This is a genomic window from Micromonospora sp. BQ32, assembly GCF_059358895.1.
On sequence record NZ_JCADBI010000027.1, the window covers coordinates 24200 to 40049 of the forward strand.

General features: G+C 69.8%; 15 protein-coding genes and 2 pseudogenes. 6 read left to right on the forward strand and 11 right to left on the reverse strand.

The window, feature by feature from the left end; genetic code table 11:
- Positions 1-24: 24 nt before the first annotated feature.
- A pseudogene (locus tag AC5L30_RS31380) lies at positions 25-408 on the forward strand (IS701 family transposase); the annotation flags it as partial.
- On the opposite strand, the pseudogene AC5L30_RS31385 reads toward AC5L30_RS31380, so the two are convergent.
- The 6 genes and pseudogenes from AC5L30_RS31385 to AC5L30_RS31410 form a co-directional block, all read right to left on the reverse strand.
- Positions 408-1020: pseudogene (locus tag AC5L30_RS31385) on the reverse strand (IS701 family transposase); the annotation flags it as partial. The pseudogenes AC5L30_RS31380 and AC5L30_RS31385 overlap by 1 nt on opposite strands.
- A 175-nt stretch (positions 1021-1195) precedes the next feature.
- Positions 1196-2005 carry a MerR family transcriptional regulator gene (locus AC5L30_RS31390; RefSeq protein WP_494871796.1) on the reverse strand — a complete coding sequence of 270 codons (810 nt, stop codon included), beginning with the start codon at positions 2003-2005 and terminating at the stop codon, positions 1196-1198.
- A gap of 85 nt (positions 2006-2090) precedes the next feature.
- Positions 2091-3197 carry an FAD-dependent monooxygenase gene (locus AC5L30_RS31395; protein ID WP_494871750.1) on the reverse strand — a complete coding sequence of 369 codons (1107 nt, stop codon included), beginning with the start codon at positions 3195-3197 and terminating at the stop codon, positions 2091-2093.
- 731 nt (positions 3198-3928) lie between these two features.
- Complete coding sequence (locus AC5L30_RS31400) at positions 3929-5119, reverse strand: 4-hydroxybenzoate 3-monooxygenase (RefSeq protein ID WP_494871752.1); 1191 nt, start codon at positions 5117-5119, stop codon at positions 3929-3931.
- 86 nt (positions 5120-5205) lie between these two features.
- Complete coding sequence (gene ubiA / locus AC5L30_RS31405; protein WP_494871754.1) at positions 5206-6156, reverse strand: 4-hydroxybenzoate octaprenyltransferase; 951 nt, start codon at positions 6154-6156, stop codon at positions 5206-5208.
- 1 nt (position 6157) lies between these two features.
- Positions 6158-6727: a hypothetical protein gene (locus AC5L30_RS31410; RefSeq protein WP_494871756.1), complete on the reverse strand. Its 570-nt coding sequence runs from the start codon at positions 6725-6727 to the stop codon at positions 6158-6160.
- A 150-nt stretch (positions 6728-6877) separates the two neighbouring features.
- On the opposite strand from AC5L30_RS31410, the gene AC5L30_RS31415 reads away from it, so the two are divergent.
- The gene (locus tag AC5L30_RS31415) at positions 6878-8089 is read left to right on the forward strand and encodes a cytochrome P450 family protein (protein ID WP_494871758.1); all 1212 of its coding nucleotides are present in this window, start codon (positions 6878-6880) and stop codon (positions 8087-8089) included.
- A gap of 11 nt (positions 8090-8100) precedes the next feature.
- Here the strand turns inward: AC5L30_RS31415 and AC5L30_RS31420 are convergent, their stop codons facing one another.
- Positions 8101-8439 (reverse strand): MarR family transcriptional regulator, encoded by a 339-nt coding sequence (locus AC5L30_RS31420; RefSeq protein ID WP_494871759.1) that lies wholly within the window; start codon positions 8437-8439, stop codon positions 8101-8103.
- Between the two features lie 74 nt (positions 8440-8513).
- Here AC5L30_RS31420 and def point away from each other — a divergent pair, with 74 nt between their 5' ends.
- The gene (gene def / locus AC5L30_RS31425) at positions 8514-9044 is read left to right on the forward strand and encodes a peptide deformylase (protein ID WP_494871760.1); all 531 of its coding nucleotides are present in this window, start codon (positions 8514-8516) and stop codon (positions 9042-9044) included.
- 57 nt (positions 9045-9101) lie between these two features.
- Here the strand turns inward: def and AC5L30_RS31430 are convergent, their stop codons facing one another.
- Positions 9102-9560 carry a MarR family winged helix-turn-helix transcriptional regulator gene (locus AC5L30_RS31430; protein WP_494871761.1) on the reverse strand — a complete coding sequence of 153 codons (459 nt, stop codon included), beginning with the start codon at positions 9558-9560 and terminating at the stop codon, positions 9102-9104.
- A gap of 77 nt (positions 9561-9637) precedes the next feature.
- Between AC5L30_RS31430 and AC5L30_RS31435 the strand changes: the two genes are divergently transcribed.
- Entirely contained in the window at positions 9638-10279 is a 642-nt protein-coding gene (locus AC5L30_RS31435) for a TetR/AcrR family transcriptional regulator (protein ID WP_494871763.1), read from the forward strand.
- 23 nt (positions 10280-10302) lie between these two features.
- Here the strand turns inward: AC5L30_RS31435 and AC5L30_RS31440 are convergent, their stop codons facing one another.
- Together AC5L30_RS31440 and AC5L30_RS31445 are read right to left on the reverse strand one after the other, a co-directional pair.
- The gene (locus AC5L30_RS31440; RefSeq protein ID WP_494871765.1) at positions 10303-11046 is read right to left on the reverse strand and encodes a DUF2625 family protein; all 744 of its coding nucleotides are present in this window, start codon (positions 11044-11046) and stop codon (positions 10303-10305) included.
- A gap of 64 nt (positions 11047-11110) precedes the next feature.
- Positions 11111-14032, reverse strand: a complete 2922-nt coding sequence (locus tag AC5L30_RS31445; RefSeq protein ID WP_494871766.1) for an AfsR/SARP family transcriptional regulator — start codon at positions 14030-14032, stop codon at positions 11111-11113.
- Between the two features lie 569 nt (positions 14033-14601).
- On the opposite strand from AC5L30_RS31445, the gene AC5L30_RS31450 reads away from it, so the two are divergent.
- Both AC5L30_RS31450 and AC5L30_RS31455 read left to right on the forward strand, forming a co-directional pair.
- Positions 14602-15084, forward strand: coding sequence for a hypothetical protein (locus AC5L30_RS31450; RefSeq protein ID WP_494871767.1), 483 nt, complete (start codon positions 14602-14604; stop codon positions 15082-15084).
- The gene (locus tag AC5L30_RS31455; RefSeq protein WP_494871769.1) at positions 15078-15170 is read left to right on the forward strand and encodes an alpha/beta hydrolase; all 93 of its coding nucleotides are present in this window, start codon (positions 15078-15080) and stop codon (positions 15168-15170) included. Before AC5L30_RS31450 ends, AC5L30_RS31455 begins: the two co-directional genes overlap by 7 nt.
- Positions 15171-15388: 218 nt before the next feature.
- Here AC5L30_RS31455 and AC5L30_RS31460 read toward each other — a convergent pair whose 3' ends face one another.
- Entirely contained in the window at positions 15389-15754 is a 366-nt protein-coding gene (locus AC5L30_RS31460; RefSeq protein ID WP_494871771.1) for a nuclear transport factor 2 family protein, read from the reverse strand.
- Positions 15755-15850 lie beyond the last annotated feature (96 nt).

The following is a 15850-nucleotide window of genomic DNA, read 5'->3' on the forward strand; positions in this document are numbered from 1 at the left end:
CACGCCACCGCATTCCGGGACGGGGCCCTCCCCGCCCAGGCGTGGTGCCGGTTGTCCGCCGGCGCGGGTGCGCACGGACCGCGCGAGTACTGGTGGGCGCGGGTGCCGGTACGTATCTGCTGGCAACCCGGCCGCGGGCACTGGCTGCTTGCCCGGCGCAGCATGACGACCGGGGAGATCGCGTACTACGTCTGCTACGGACCCCGCCGCACTCGACTGGTCGACCTGGCCCGGATCGCGGGGGCGCGGTGGGCGATCGAGGAGTGTTTCAGCAGGCCAAGAACGAAGCCGGCCTCGACGAGTACCAGGCGCGCGACTGGCGAGCCTGGTACGCCCACATCACCCCTGTCCATGGCCGCCCACGCCTGGCTGTCCGTGGCGCGATTCCTTACCACAAGACTCGAGTCCTGCCCGTATGCCTCGTCCGCGGTGACCCACCTTGCCGGCAGTCCGGCGGTGATGGCGCGTTCGAGCATCCGCAGGCCCAGCGCGGGTTTCGTGGCGAACCCGACGCTGGCGGCGATGCCGGCTTCCTCACGGCGGGCGAGGTTGTCGCACCAGCCGCGGGGCAGATACAACTCCCGGTCGATCAGCGTGCGCCCGGCCGGGCTGGCGTAGGCCAGGAATACCCCGAGTTGGCAGTTCTCCGTCCGCCCGGCCGTGCCCGAGTACTGACGCTGCACCCCGGCGGATTTGACGCCCTTCTTCAGGAATCCGGTTTCGTCGACGATCAGCACCCCGTCGTCGTCACCGAGATGTTCCACCACGCAGGCAAACAGGTCGTCGCGAACAGCATCCGAGTCCCACGCTGACTTGTTGAGCAGCCGTTGCATCCGGTCCGACGTAGAGCCGCCAGCGGCCTCGGCCAGGGTCCACCCGATCTTGCTCACCAGCGGCGACAGCAACCCAACCAGGCAAATTCAGCGCCTGCCGGCGCGGCTCCGCACGCCCGAACCGGTGCGCGAATCGCGCCAGCAGATCATCCAGACCGGCCCGCCAGTCCACAATCTCATCGATCAACACAAGCACGGGAGCCTGCCCGCCCTGCGACTGGCCACAACAGACAGACGATGCGACCACGCAACCTACCCACCGAATAACATCGACATTCGCAGCTACGCGGCAGACTCAACTACGACATCGATCATGCCGGTGAGCTGCCAAAACTCCAGATCAGGCAACTGCGGCTGGAGTACTAGGGCGTGAGCTGGAAGACCGGCCAGCCGATCTCGGTGCGCCACCGCCCGGCGTCGGGGGTGTCGCGCGGTCCCACCAGGTACGTCTCGTGGACGGGCCCGTCGACGCGCAGGGCGTGCGAGACGACCCAGTCCCCCAGCTTGCCGTAGGTGACGTCGATGTCGTCGTGCGGGCCGGCGTGGACGGTCACGGCCAGCTCGGCCGCCGGCAGGTCGACGACCTCGATCCGGCCGGCGCGGCGCGGGCGGCGGACCGGGCGGAAGACGGTCAGAGCGCCGGCGCCGTGGGTGAACAGTTCGTTGGCGTACCGGCCACCGGGTGGGCCGGTGTGTTCGGCCGGCGGGAAGGCCGCGTCCAGCTCGTCCATGGCCGTACCGAACCAGGTCAGCGATTGGTCGAGCCGGATCTCGGTGGTGACGGCGGCCACGGTCCGGGCCGGGACGGACCGCAACTCGACGTCGAGGGCCGCGGTACCGGGCTGCAACAGCTGGCGCAGCGACACGACGGCCATCCGCGTGCGGTCGAGCTCGGCCTCGAGCCGGTGCAGATGACCGGCTATGAGATCGGCCCGCTGCTGCGGATCATCGGTCGCGATGATCGACTTGACCTCGGCCAGGGGTACGTCGAGCTCGCGGAGCTTGTGGATGACCTGCGCCGTCGCGATCTGGTCGGGCAGGTAGTACCGGTAGCTAGTGAACGGGTCCACCTTCGCCGGCTCGAGCAGCCCGGACTCGTGGTAGCGCCGGAGAGTCCGGACGCTGAGGTGCGTAATCGTGGCGAATTCGCCAATGGTCAAGCCCTTTCGCATCGTCACAGTCTCCATTCTTAACCTTCTCCCGGGGAGAGGGTCGACATCGGGACAGCCGCGGTGTCGGACTGAGCGGCGGGTTTGGTCAGGGCCGGGACAGCAGGGCCTTGTGGTTGGCCCGGAAGATCCCCCGGGCGAAGTGCCGGAACAGCACGCGGCGGACCGGGGCCGGCAGGTGCCGGGCCTGATCCCGCCGGTGGTTCTGCTCGAGCACGAAGCGCAGCCGGTCACCGCGACGCTTCCGGTAGGCTGCCAGCGTGGCCTCGACGGAGGTTCCGGCCGGGGCCGCGGCCAGCGTTTCGGCCAGCACCAGCGCATCCTCAACAGCCATTCCGCTGGCCTGTGACATGCTGGGTGAGCAGGCATGGGCCGCGTCGCCGATCAGCACGGCACGCGGGTGGGGCTGCTCGAAGGCCCGCACCTCGTACAGCGGTGCGTAGTGGGCTTCGTCGGCGTGGGCGAGCAGGTCAGCGGCCGGCGCCCCGAAATCGGAGAAGTTCGAGCGCCAGTCCGCCGGGATCCGATCCGGATCCGCGCTGTCCATCGCGGCCGAGCAGTACACCTGCCCGCCGCCGACCGGCACGGTCAGGAACGTCCGGCCGCGGCTGCCCAGCATCACCATCCAGGTGTCCTGGGCCAGGCCCGCCGAGGGCGCGAGGAAGCGCCAGGTGACCTGGCCCAGATAGCGGGGCCGCACCTCGGCCAGAGCGGTCTGCCGGACCACCGAGTTCAGGCCGTCGGCCCCGATCACCAGGTCGTAGTCGGACTGCCGGCCGTCGGCGAAGGTCACCCGGCCGTCGCGGCCGACCTCACGGACCCCGACCCCGAACCGGATCCTCGCGTCACCGACCGCCTCGAGCAGCAGGCTGTGCAGGTCCCTCCGGCGGATCCCCAGGCAGCCGCCCACGGTCCCCCAGATCGCCCGGACGGGGAACTGCGCCAGTAGCTGCCCCCGCTCATCCCTGAGCTCCTGCCGGCGCACCGGCTGGGCTCGCTCGGCGAGCTGGTCGGACAGCCCGAGATCGTGCAACGCCCGCACCGCGTTCGCCGGCAGGTAGAGGCCGGCTCCGGTGATCCGCGGGGTCTGGTCGCGTTCGGCGATGTCCGCGTCGATGCCGCGCAGGGCCAGTGCCCGCTTGGCCGCCAGGCCGGCGATGCCGGCCCCGACGATGAGTGTGCGCAGTGCTGTCATGACTGTTCCCCCTTCTCCCGGACCGACGCGGCCTGCGCCCGCTGGTTCGAGCGCGCGCACCGATGTGGCGCAGGACGCACAGCGTCGAGGTGGTGGAGTTCACCGCGGCCGCGATAAGCGACGGCGGCGGATCTGCGTCAGGACCAGTGAAGGGTCCGGGAGTCCGAGCGCACAGAAGGCGAAGCCCATGACTGACAGGGAGACACGGCAGACCCGATTCGTCCAAGCGGTGCAGGCGGCCGGCGAGGTCGAGCACTGATCGGCCGGTGCGCAGGCTCTCGCTCTGCTCACCGCCGTACACGAAGGGGATTGGACGCAGTTCCTGAGCACGCCCCAGGACATCGACGCGCTGGCCGAGTTCGCCAAGCTGCCGATCGCCCGAGTCGTGGAGGTCGTGGACGCCCTGCAGACGCACGGCGTCGTCCGGCGCGACGGCACCTCGGTGTGGCTCAGCCCGCCCTTCGCGGCGCTCGCGGTCGACGATGCCTGGCTCAGCCTCGGTGATGTTGTGGACAGCGCCGCCATGACGGGTCAGTTGATCCACGAGATCGTCCAGGGCGCCGGAGCGCCCCGCGCCAGCGACGCTCTGGTCCTCGCCCGCGCCACCGGTGGCGATCGCGCGACCGCCAGCAGGACGAGAACAGCCAGGGCTGCGCCGACACGCAGATACCATCGCAGGATCACGACACAGTTGGCGAGTCCGGCGGACCGAAGTTCACGGGCGGGCCTGGTCACTCTCCCGCGTACTCCTCGGAGAACATCCTGGCGACCGGGCCGGCCGAGCGCAGCTCGTTGATGGTCGCCACCCGCAACTCGTTCGAGAACGCGGTGTGTGGCACGTTGCCGGGAGCGCTGTGCAGCAGGCCGATGAGCCAGTGCGAGAAGAGCACGGCTTTCCAGATCTTGGGCTGCCGGTCGGTGGTGTAGCTCGCGAGCGGCTGTTCGTCGTCGCTCCGGTAGTAGGCCGCCAGGGCCGCGGCCAGGACCTCGGCGTCGGCGATGGCGAGATTCATCCCTTTGCCGCCGGCCAGGGAGATCGTGTGGGCGGCATCGCCCAGCATGAAGATGCGCCCGCGTTGCATGGTCCTCGAGATGTGGTCCGACCGGCCGATGATCGACTTCTCGGTGATGGCGCCGGTGGTGACGGAGCGGCCCTTCACGACCAGGACGTCGCCGAGGGCTGTCCAGATACGCTCATCATCCCAGTCACCGAGGCTGTCCCCGTCCTGAATCTGCAGGTAGAAGCGACTGACGGTGGCCGTGCGGGGCATCTGGGCGGCCCCGTTGGTGGGGTGCATCCCGTAGACGATCTCGTTGACGAACGGCGGGACATTCGCGAGGAGGGCCAGCCAGCGGAAGGGATGCCGGTGCACGACGGGCCTCCGGACTGCCTTGGGCACGGCTTGATGGGCGACGCTGTCGCTCCCGTCGCAGGCGGCGATGAAATCACACCGGATCTCCACGGAGTCTGCGCCGTCCGCCGGGCGGGCCAGGATGGTCGCGGCCTCTGCCGGGTTCCCACCGTCGAGGAGTGTTACTTCGTGGGAGAAGAGTACGTCGCCACCTCTCTCGGCATAGGTGGCGATGAGGTCCCGCACGAGGAACTGCTGGGGGTAGATGTGGTGCTTGCGCCCTCCGGCCAGCTCGGCGTAGGGGACGGAGAACGCTTCTCCTTCGTGGATGAAGGTGCAGCTGCCGTGTTGCAGGCCGTTTGCGAGCAGCCCGGCGGCCAAGCCGGATCGTTCGAGGAAGGCAACCGTCCGGTGCTCGATGAGTCCGGCACGAGCCTTCGTCTCCACCATCTCACGCGAGTCCTTCTCCACGACGACCGAGCTGATCCCGTGCTCACGCAGCACATTGGCCAGGGTGAGCCCGGCTGGTCCGGCCCCCACGATTCCGACGTTGACATCGAGACGCTTCAAATTCAGTCCTTAATCTCGGGGAATGACGGCAGGCCGGTGCGACTCGAATTCGAGCCGCCCCTGAGCCGGCGCGCGGTCCTCCGGCCTCATCCCCAGTGCGCGGACATGGTGGCCAGCAGGATCAGAACGCCGGTGATGCGGTTGGAGACGAACAACAGGCGGCAGCGCACCGGGTCCTCGATGTCAAGCGTGGCCACCTGCCAGCTGAGATGGGCGGCTGCCGCGGCCATGAAGGCGTAGAAGGGCCATTGGACGTGGGCCGCGAATCCAGCGGCACACAGGCCTGCGATCGCGGCCGCGTAGAAGAGAGCCACCCACGGGCGGGTGGCCCGGCCGAACAGGAGGGAGGTCGACTTGACGCCGATCCGGCGATCGTCCTCCCGGTCCTGATGGCCGTAGATGGTGTCGTAGCCCAGCGTCCAGAAGACGGCCGCGGCCCACATGAGGACAGCGGGCATGCCGATCGTTCCGGTCACGGCCGCCCAACCCGCGAAGGCGAGGGTGTTGAAACACAGGCCGAGCCACGCCTGCGGAAGAGAGATCAACCTCTTCATGAAGGGATAGACGATGTACGAGGGCAGGCAGACAGCGACAATGATGGCGGCCTTCTCGCTGGCCCACCAGAACAGCGCGAGCGACGCGGCGGCCTGAACTGCCGCGAAGAACCAGGCATCGGTGACGCTCACCGCCCCGGAGGCGACCGGCCGCGAGGCGGTGCGGGCGACCTGAGCATCGAACTCGCGGTCGACGATGTCGTTGACCGCGCAGGCCGCACCGCGCATGAGAAGCGCACCGAGCCCGAACAGGACGAGCAGCTTGAGGTCGGGGACGCCCTCGGCGGCCAGGCTCAGTGCCCACCAGCCGGGCAGCACGAAAAGCCAGGTCCCGATGGGCCCTTGCAGCCGCATCAGCCGCAGATAGGGCTGAACGCCGGTGGGCATGTGCGCGACGAGGGCCGTCGCCACCGTTCCGGACGGCGGCGGCAGATAAGCAGGCCGTCGGTAGAGGCGATTCGTCCCGGCTGTCGGATCCGCCATGTCACCACACCTCCTGAGCGGACGGCCCGAGAGACGACGTGTCGGTCAGCGCCCGGGACGAGAACCTTTCGTGGACATATCCCAGGGCTGTCGGCCCGCGATGCAGAAGCGTCCGGGTCACGACGGTGTTCCGGTCCGGATCGCCACCATCTTCGATGTCGACCGAAATAGTGGTCCGGCGGAGTCCGCGCGCCTGCAACATCCGGCCGAGCGACCCGGGAGTTCGCGTCAGCCGCAGGCGCTCCTCTTCTGCGATCCGGCTCAGGACAACCGCTGAGTAGGCGACGCCGACCGTTCCACGGGAGATGCTCAGCCGTACCGAACGATGCTGCAGCATCGTCGGCCGGGACAGCTCCAACAGCTCGGCCAGCACCAGCGGGGACGGTCGATCGACGAATCCGGTGCCCGGCCGAAGGTCGTCATCCGACGACGCCGTAATCCGTTCGATCAGCTCGACGGCGACATCTTCGCCGTGCCACCGGGCCAGACTCTCCGTGGCGAGCCGTGCGGGTTCGAGCAGCAACTGGGCCAGGGTGCGCTGATCAGCGGATTGCGCGGGTCTCATCGTCACGGAACCTCCTCGACCCCTCACGACGCTCCGGAGCCGCAAAAGTTCACGAGCTGTCGTCGTCGACGCCGTGCTCCCGGCTGAACTCCGCCGGCGTCCATTCGTCGTACTGGGTGCACCACACCGCACCCCTCATCGAGAGGCATCACTCGCATGGTCGACGACAAGACAGCCGCCACCATCACACCCGAGTTCAAGGCCGACGCGCCGCGGGAGCTAGCCGCGCTGCGCGCCGGTGGCCCCGTCCGGCGGATCCGCCTGGGCAGCGGACTCGAGGCGTGGGCCGTGCTGTCCTACGGCGAGGCCCGGACCGCGCTCACCCATCCGCACCTGCTGAAGAATCCCGAGCCTGCGCTCCAGGCGCTGGAAGCGGTGGGCATGACCGGGCACAAGGTCGGCGAGGGCTTCGGCGGCTCAATGCTGTTCTCCGATCCCCCGGACCACACCCGGCTGCGCCGGCTGGTCGCGCCCGCGTTCAGCGCCCGCCGCACCGGGCTGCTGGCCGGCCGGGTGCAGGAGATCGCCACCGAGCTGCTCGATGTCATGGAGAGCTCGGGCGAGGTCGACCTGATGGAGGCGTACTGCGCGCCGCTGCCCATGACCGTCATCTCCGAGCTGCTCGGCGTACCGGTCGAGGACCGGGCCCGATTTCGGGTCTGGTCGCAGTCCCTGGTCGGCATTCCCTCCACCGCGCAGCGCGATCACGCCGTCCTCATGCACCGCTATCTGGCCGAGCTGGTCGAGCGCAAGCGGGCCGCACCGGCGGGTGATCTGCTGTCCGACCTGATCGCCCAGCACAACGCGGAAGACGGCCGGCTGTCCCAGACCGAGCTGATCGCCATGGCCGTGCTGCTCGTCGTGGCCGGTAACGACACCACCATCAACCTGATCGGCAACGCCGTCGTGGCCCTGCTCCGGCAGCCCGAGCAGGCCGATCGGCTGCGGACCGAACCGGATCTGATCCCCGGGGCGGTCGAGGAGTTCCTGCGCCTCGACTCATCCGTCGAACAGGCCACCTTCCGGTTCGCCGCCGAGGATCTCGAACTCGGGGGCGCCCGCGTCCGCCGCGGGGACGTGGTCGCTGTCTACCTGAGCGAGGCGAGCCGCGACGCGCCCCAGGATGATGACGGCGACCTCACGCTGCTCGACGTGACCCGGCCGAACGCGCGACACATCGCCTTCGGCCACGGCATCCACCACTGCATCGGTGCACCGCTGGCCAGGATGGAGGCGGGCATCGCCATCGGCTCTCTGCTGCGGCGCTTCCCCGCCCTGCGCCCGGCGGTCCCGCTCACCGACGTGCCGTGGATCCCGAACGGCATGATGCGGGGCCCGGTCAGCTTGCCCGTCCGCCTCCACCGCTGAGCTGAGCCGCCTCAGGAGGCGAGGGCACCATCGACGATCGCGCACGCTTCGTCCAGGTGCACGCCAGCACCGGCTGCCTTGCTGAACAGCCGCCGGAAGACGGCACGCCTCTGGTCGTCCAGAGCGCCCAGCGCGGCGGCCTCTGCCTCGGCCACCCGGCCGCAGAGCGCCGCCACCGCGTCGCCACCGTGGCCGGTGGCGACGATGCGGCGCCGGCGCCGGTCCTCGGGGTCCGGCCGGCGCTCGACCAGCCCGGCCGCGACGAGGTCGTCGATCAGGTACGTCATCATCGTGCGGTCGATGCCCAGCCGGGCAGCCAGCGCGGCCTGGCTGGGCACGTCGCCGCTCACCTGAACTCGGCCGGGCCGGATCCGTCGTGCCGAGGGTAGGAGTGGACCTGAGCCACGTCCAAGGAGGCAGTCGCATGACCGTTTTGCCGATCCGGAAGGTCGGAGATCCGGTGCTCCGGCAGGTCGCCGAACCGGTGACGGTCTTCGACGCCGAGCTGCGCAACCTGGTCACGAACCTCACCCGGACGCTGGCCCGGGCCAACGGCGCCGGGCTGGCCGCCCCACAGGTCGGGATCGGCCTGCGGGTGTTCGCCATCAACCCGGACCTGCCGGGCAACGACCGCAAGCTGACCCACCTGATCAACCCGGGTCTGGAGTTCCCCGACGACCAGGAACAGAGCGGGCCGGAGGGCTGCCTGTCGATTCCGGGCATCTACCTGGACACCAAGCGCCGGATGAACGTCGTCGCCCGCGGCCTGACCCAGCACGGCGACCCGGTCCAGGTTGTCGGGGCGGGTCTGCTGGCCCGCTGCATCCAGCACGAGACCGACCATCTCGACGGTATGCTGTTCATCGACCGGCAGGACCGAGACGGCCAGGATCGGATCCTGGCGACGCTGCGCGAGGCCGCCTGGGGGTCCCGCGTCGAGGTGAGCCCGCACTGATCGGATCGGGGGCCACCGCCCGGTGGCCCCACCCGGCGGTGCTCGCCGGCCGGCGGACTACGCCGCTTCGGCTGGCCGGGCCGCGGCGATAACGCCGGCCAGGACGCTGTGCAAGTGTTCCACGTCCTCGACCGGCAGGCCCAGGCCGTCCAGCACGGCTGACGGGACGGACTCGGCCCGCGTCCGCAACGCCTCGCCCCGGGCGGTGAGATCGACGATCACACTGCGCTCATCCGCCGCACTGCGCTCGCGGCGCAGGTGTCCCAGTGCTTCGAGTCGTTTGAGCAGCGGCGACAGGGTGCCGGAGTCGAGTTGCAGCAGGTTCCCGAGTCGGCGGACGGACAGCGGGCCGTGCTGCCACAGGGCGAGCATGACCAGGTACTGCGGGTGGGTCAGGTTCAGCTCGGCCAGCAGCGGCCGGTAGATCGCCAAGACATGGCGCGCTGCCACGGACAACGCAAAGGACACCTGCCGTTCCAGGGTCAGAGCGTCAGCAGCGTACGGCGACGGCCTCATGCGATCCTCCCGCTTGCGTAATGCAATATATCACCGCGGTGCGCGCTTCAGAAGATGGCCTGACGTAGCATTCGCGGATGGACAGCGTCGGTGGGCCGGAGCGCCGGGTCCGTTCCGACGGCGTGCGGAGCCGGCGGGCGATTCTCGAGGCGGCGGTCGCCCTGACCACCGTCGTCGGCCTCGACGGGCTCTCCATCGGCCGCCTGGCCGACCAGGCCGGCATCAGCAAGAGCGGGCTGTACGCGCACTTCGGCTCCAAGGAGGAACTCCAGCTCGCCACCATCGAGGTGGCGACCGACACGTTCCTCACCAACGTCGTGCGACCCGCCCTGGCCCTGCCCGAGCCGCTACTGCGGCTGAACGCCCTCTGCGAGAACTTCCTCTCGCGCCTCGAGGCCGACGTCCTCCCGGGAGGATGCTTCTTCGTCTCGGTCAACGCCGAGTTCGACACCCGGCCCGGCACGGTCCGCGATCGCCTCACCGAACTCCACACAACCTGGCTGCGGACGCTCCAGGAGCAGTACGCCGCAGTTCAGGCGGCCGGCCTGCTCAGCGGTGATCCGTCGCCCGAGCAAGCCGCGTTCGAGTTGAACGCCTACCTGCACATGGCCAACAACATGTACGTGCTGTACCGCGACGCCGCCTACATCCAGCTGGCCCGCCAGAGCGTCGCCAACCGCCTGAGGTCCCCGCGCCGCGCCCCCAGCCCGGCGGGATGAGGCCGTCCCGAGCCACCACCGTCTCAACCGGCTAGCAGTTCGGCCGGATAACGCCCCAGGACGCTGTCGAGCTGTCGCCCCTGTCGCCGGGCGGCCTCATACTGGCGGTCGAGAATCTCGGCCATGGGCACGACGGTCCTTGTCCGGTCGCGTCCGGCGGTGGCCGCCTCCTCGCTCCACAGCGGAGGAGAAGCGGCGATGCCCTGGTCGGCGCGGAGGGCCAGCACGTCGGTGCGCCAGCCCGGCCAGAGCCGGCCGTCGTAGAAGTTCGGCAGGTCCCCGGACACGCACCAGGCCAGCCACTCGCTGTGGGAAATCCGCATCCTGGTCCAGCTCAGCGAGGCCGGGTCGAAGTAGATCACCTCTCCCGGTACACCGGGCCGGCCCGGACCCGGCCGCAGCCCGTTGAGCGCGAACACGCCCCCGATGACATCGTGGGCGACGACCAGGCCCTGCGTCGGCGTCCAGGTCCGGTCCAGGTGGGCCGGGAAGGCGTTGATCTGCCCGATGCTGGGCAGGCACACCTGCGGGCAGGGTGAGCCGCCGAAGATGCGGAGCCAGCCGTCGTAGAGCAAAATCCCCCCACTGTTGAGCGCGATGGCGCCGAGCGCCGAGCCCGCAGCGATGTCGAGCTGGAGCAGGCTGGCCCGCGCCTGGTCCCGGAGGACGGGAAGGATCCGCGGCGCGGCGAAGCTCCGCAGCAGGGCGTCCGTCAGGGCCAGCCAGGATGTCCCGTCGTCGGCAACGAGGTCCAGCTCATTGGTCATCGGGTCATGCCTCTTCCGACCGCGTATCTCATACCCGACACGACGAAGCCGGGTACGGCAAAGTTCAGCGCCTGCTGGCCATTCGTTCGCCTTTCCCGGCCTCCAGCTGTGACAGGCGGTCCTCCAGTTGGACGGCCAGCGGCAAATGCCGGTGTCCGCTCAGCAGATCCAGGGCCCGCAGCCACGTCGCGCGGGCGCCCGCCGGGTCGTCCAGGGCGAGCTCGGTGTCGCCCTGGTGCAGGAGGGTGTCGACCAGGCCCATCCGGTAACTGGTCGACTGGAACGACGCGGCCGCCCGGCGCCAGAGGGTCAGCGCGGCGGACAGCTCTCCCCGGGCATGCCGGCACTCGGCCAACGTCCAGGAGCAGAGGCCCTGGGAGTCGGGGTCACCGAGCGCGTCGGCGATCGGCTCGGCCCGGGCGACCAGGTCCAGGCAGATGTCCGACTGGCCGAGGGCCGTACGCGCGGAGCCGATGCAGCACATGGTGGTGACCTGCCGGTGCAGGTCGCCCAGCGTCTCGAAGATACGCAGGGCCTGCTCGAAGTAGGCGATGGCGTCCAGGTAGTTCTCCTGCGCGTCGCTCACCTGGCCCAGGTTGAAGTAGACCATGGCCTCCTCCCAGCGATTGCCGAGCATGACGAACAGGTCCAGCGACTGGTAGAGCAGCAACGTCGCCGAGTCGCGGTTGCCCAGGTTGTACTCGGCGCCGGCCAGGGCCCGGGTCAGGTAGGCGCGGCCGAAGTCGTCCCCGGCCGCGGTGGCCGCCTGCAGGCAGGCCCGGGAGATCGAGGCCCAGTCGCGCCACCAGCCTTCGCGGTGGTTGAACCGTTGCAGGCTGGCGGCCAGCCGCCAGGCCGAGTCGGCATGGCCGTACTCGATCTCGCGCTGGATCACGGCCTTGATGGCCTGCCGGTCCGCGGCGAACCAGGCGATGGCCTCGTTGTCGTCGCTCAGCCGGGTGGTGACCACGGCCTCCAGCGGCTCCGGCGGGTCCAGCACGATGGGGGGCCGCAGGAGCAGGTCCGCCCGGTAGGCGGTTTGCCGGTAGTGGGAGACGAGCCGGTCGAACGCGCGGTCCCGGGTCTCGTCGTCCTCGTGCAGGTGGACCAGTTCCTGGGCGTACGCCCGGATCAGATCATGGGTGCTGTACCGGCCCACCGTGTGTTCGCCCAGCAGGCCGGTCCGAACCAGTTCCCCGGCCAGCAGCCGCGCCTCGGCCAGCGGCACACCGGCGAGACTGGCCATCGCCGGAGCCGTGATGTCCGGTCCGGGATGCAGCGACAGCAACCGGAACATGCGCGCGGCCCGGGCCCCCAGCATCCGGTACGACCAGGAGAAGACCGCCCGGATGTCGTTGTCCAGGTCGTCGCCGCAGAAGCCGTCCAGACTGCCCTGCGCGTCCCGGAGCTTGCGGGCGATGTCGCTCAGCCGGTGATCGGCGTGGATCAGCGCCCGGGCCGCCACCATGGCCAGCGCCAGCGGAAGCCGGCCGCAGCGCTCGACGATCTCGTCCACCGCTGCGGGGTCGGCCGCGGTCCGGGCTGTCCCGATCCGCGAGGTCAGGAAGCTGCGCGCGTCGGCGGGTGACAGCACGTCGAGGGTCATGAGGTGCGCGCCGTGGGCGGTGGCCAGCCCGGTGAGCCGCTTGCGGCTGGTGACCAGGACCAGACAGCCCGGGGCGCCCGGCAGCAGCGGACGGACCTGCTCGACGCTGTGGGCGTTGTCGAGCACCACCAGGATCCGGCGGCCGGCCAGCACACTGCGGTACAGGCCGGACCGGGCATGGTGGCTGGCCGGGATCTCGGCGTCCGGGACACCGAGCGCGTTGAGGAAGCCCTGCAGGGCCACCGCGGAATGCAGCACGGACTGCCCGGCGTCGAAACCCTGGAGATCGACGTAGAGCTGCCCGTCCGGATAGGCGTCGGCCAGCTGGTGGGCCAGGTGGATGGCGAGGCTGGTCTTGCCGATGCCGGGGATGCCGTCGATGGCGAGCACCGGCATGGAGGTCTGGGTCAGGACGTGGCCGTTGATCAGGCTGAGCGTGCGGCGCTGGGCCTCGTCGCGGCCGGTGAAGTAGGGCAGGTCGGCCGGCAACTGGGCGGGCAGCACCGTGGTGATGCCCGGCACCCGGTTGATCGACGTACGGCCCGGATACGGGGGTACGGGCGAGGACTCGGGCGCACCGGTCGGGGCCGGCTCGGCGGCACTCTGCCGCAGGACCAACTGGTACGCCTCGCGGAGCTCCTCGCCCGGATCCACGCCCAGTTCCTCGGCGAGCCGCCGGCGCACGTTCTGATGCAGCGCGATCGCCTCGGCCTGCTGGCCGTCGGCGGACAACGCCAGCAGGAGCTGAGCTTGCAGGGCCTCGTCCAGCGGGCGGTGCTCGGCCACCCGCCGCAGCACGGGCAGAACCGACCGGACCCGTTCCAGGCGCAGCGCCAGGGAGGTCGCCTCCCGGGCCAGATCGGCGCACTCATGGTCCACCACGCTGAACGCCAGATGGTCGTTGGAGGCCAGTTCGGCCGCCCCGCCGCACGGGCCGCGCCACAGGTTGAGGGCTGCCTCGAAGGCTGACATCGCCTCCGGGAGCCGCCCGGTCGCCTCGTCCGATCGCGCCTGCTCGGCCAGCGCACGCAGTCTCAGCAGGTCGAGATTGTCCGGGTCGACCCGCATCCGGTAGCCGGTCGCGTCGCCGAGCAGCCAGCGCCCGGCCGACCGGGCGGGAAGTCCGGGCTCGAACAGGCGCCGCAACGCGCCCACGTGGCGGTGCACGATGTTGACAGCGCTCTGCGGCGGCCGCTGATCCCACAGCACCTCGACGATGTCGCCGACGCCGACCGGTTGACCCGCATGAGCCAGCAACAAGGCCAGGATCAGGCGCTGCTGCCGGGCGCCGAGTTCCAGTTCCGTGCCCTGCCGCCAGACGAGCACCGGCCCGAGCACGCCGAAACAGAACGCCGTTTCGTCGCCGTTGGTCAAAGGCACGGGACTATCCCCCTACGTGCACCAGAAACTGTCACGTCCGGAAGCGCTGTGTCGGAATGGTGATTCATAGTGACTGCGCACCTAGAACGACCGATCGTGCTATTTGCACTTTACACACGGTCGGAAACGGTCGGGAGCCGAGACAGCACCCATAACTGACATGGCGAGCACCGTCACAGTCCGCATTGTTGACTCTCTCCGAGGGAGAGTCGACCGTTGGCCAAGACGATGTCGTAGGCAAGGACGGGAACACGATCATGAGAACCTGGTTCATCACCGGTGACACCCGGGCGGATCCGGCCTGGCGTACGCGCAGGCCGCGCTGGACGACAGCGACCGCGTGGCGGTGACCACGAGACGACCCGACGGACGGCTGCCTGACCTGGCAATCCTGCCCGGAACACGAGGCTGATCAGCGAGTGCGCCGTACGTCGCCCACCCTCCCGTCGACTGGGCCCGACCGGACAGCCCCGTTTCGAGCTGGATGTGGCCCGGCGCCCGGCCTCGGACCCCGGATCGGCACCCTGACGTTCCACCCGGGCGGGCCGGGTCTGTCCGGCGTCGACGCGGTGTTCGACGACCGGTACTTCAACCCCGAGATCCTCCGCCGCTTCGACATCGTCGATTTCGACCCGCGTGGTGTCGGCCGCAGCAACCCCGCCGTGTGCTCCGCCGAGCTGCCGGCGAGGCGGCCACAGCCCGTGCCGGCGAGCAAGCGCGACTACGACGACCTCGTGACGTTCAGCCGCACGCTGGACGAGGACTGCCGGCAGCGCACCGGCCCGTTGGCCCCCGCGCCCGGCGGGCAACCACCACGCCCACCAGTGCAGCCCCTCCCCGACCTCGCGTTCCGCCAGGACTGGGAACTCGGCATCCGGAGCTTCCGGGACTTCTCCCGCCTGATCGAGCGGGCCGGTGCAGTCGCCCCGCATCTGCGGGTCAGCGCGGCCGGTGCGGAGTCGTTCAGCTTCTGCCTCGGCCGGACCGGGAAGGTCGCCAATCCGCAGCATCGCCTGGACGTCGACCTGCGCCGCCCCCCGTCCTCGTGGTAGCAGCCCAGCACGATCCGGCTACTCCGCGCCACTGGGCCGCGACCGTCGCCGGACAGATCGGCCGCATGGCGCGGCTGTTCACCTAACACGGGTGGGTGGGGCCACGGCGTCCACTGCCAGCACCTACCCTGCCCCGACGCCTCGTCGACCGTTACCTGATCAACGGACGGCTCCCGGCGCCGGGGGGCGGCCTGTTCCGCGGTGGACCCGCGCCCTTGATCCAGCCGACCGATGAAACAGGCGTCGCGGCCGGCTGCCGGATGAGATGCACCGGCAGCCGGCGGTGGCACCGTCCTGGCGGCGCCTACGGCTCGATCACCAGCCGGGTGATGTGATTCCCGTCCAGGGTGAACCGGTAATGCAGATCGACCGATCCGCCCGGAAAGTCGCCTTCCAGGTGCTGGATGACGTCCCATCCGGTCGGGCCGTCCTGGGAGGCGCCGGCGAACTCGGTGGTGAACGTGTACTCGCCGGCCGACTTGTCCAGCCAGCCCAGGATCTCGTCACGGCCATGGTAGGTCTTGCCCTCGTCCGTCACGGCGGCCTCGGCGGCGAAGGCGCCGATGGCCGTGTTGTTGTCGTGCACCTCGTGCGCGGGCAGATACGTGGTGATGGCGGCCGGCAACTCGTCCCAGGAGAGGTTGGTGCCGCTGCTTGCTGTCGTGTCCATGTCTTCACGGTCCGGTCTCTCCCTGGGAGAGGGTCAAGGCGCCCGGCTCCATGTCACTCCGGCTCAAAAATTCTTCAGCGGGCTCTTCCTAGGTTC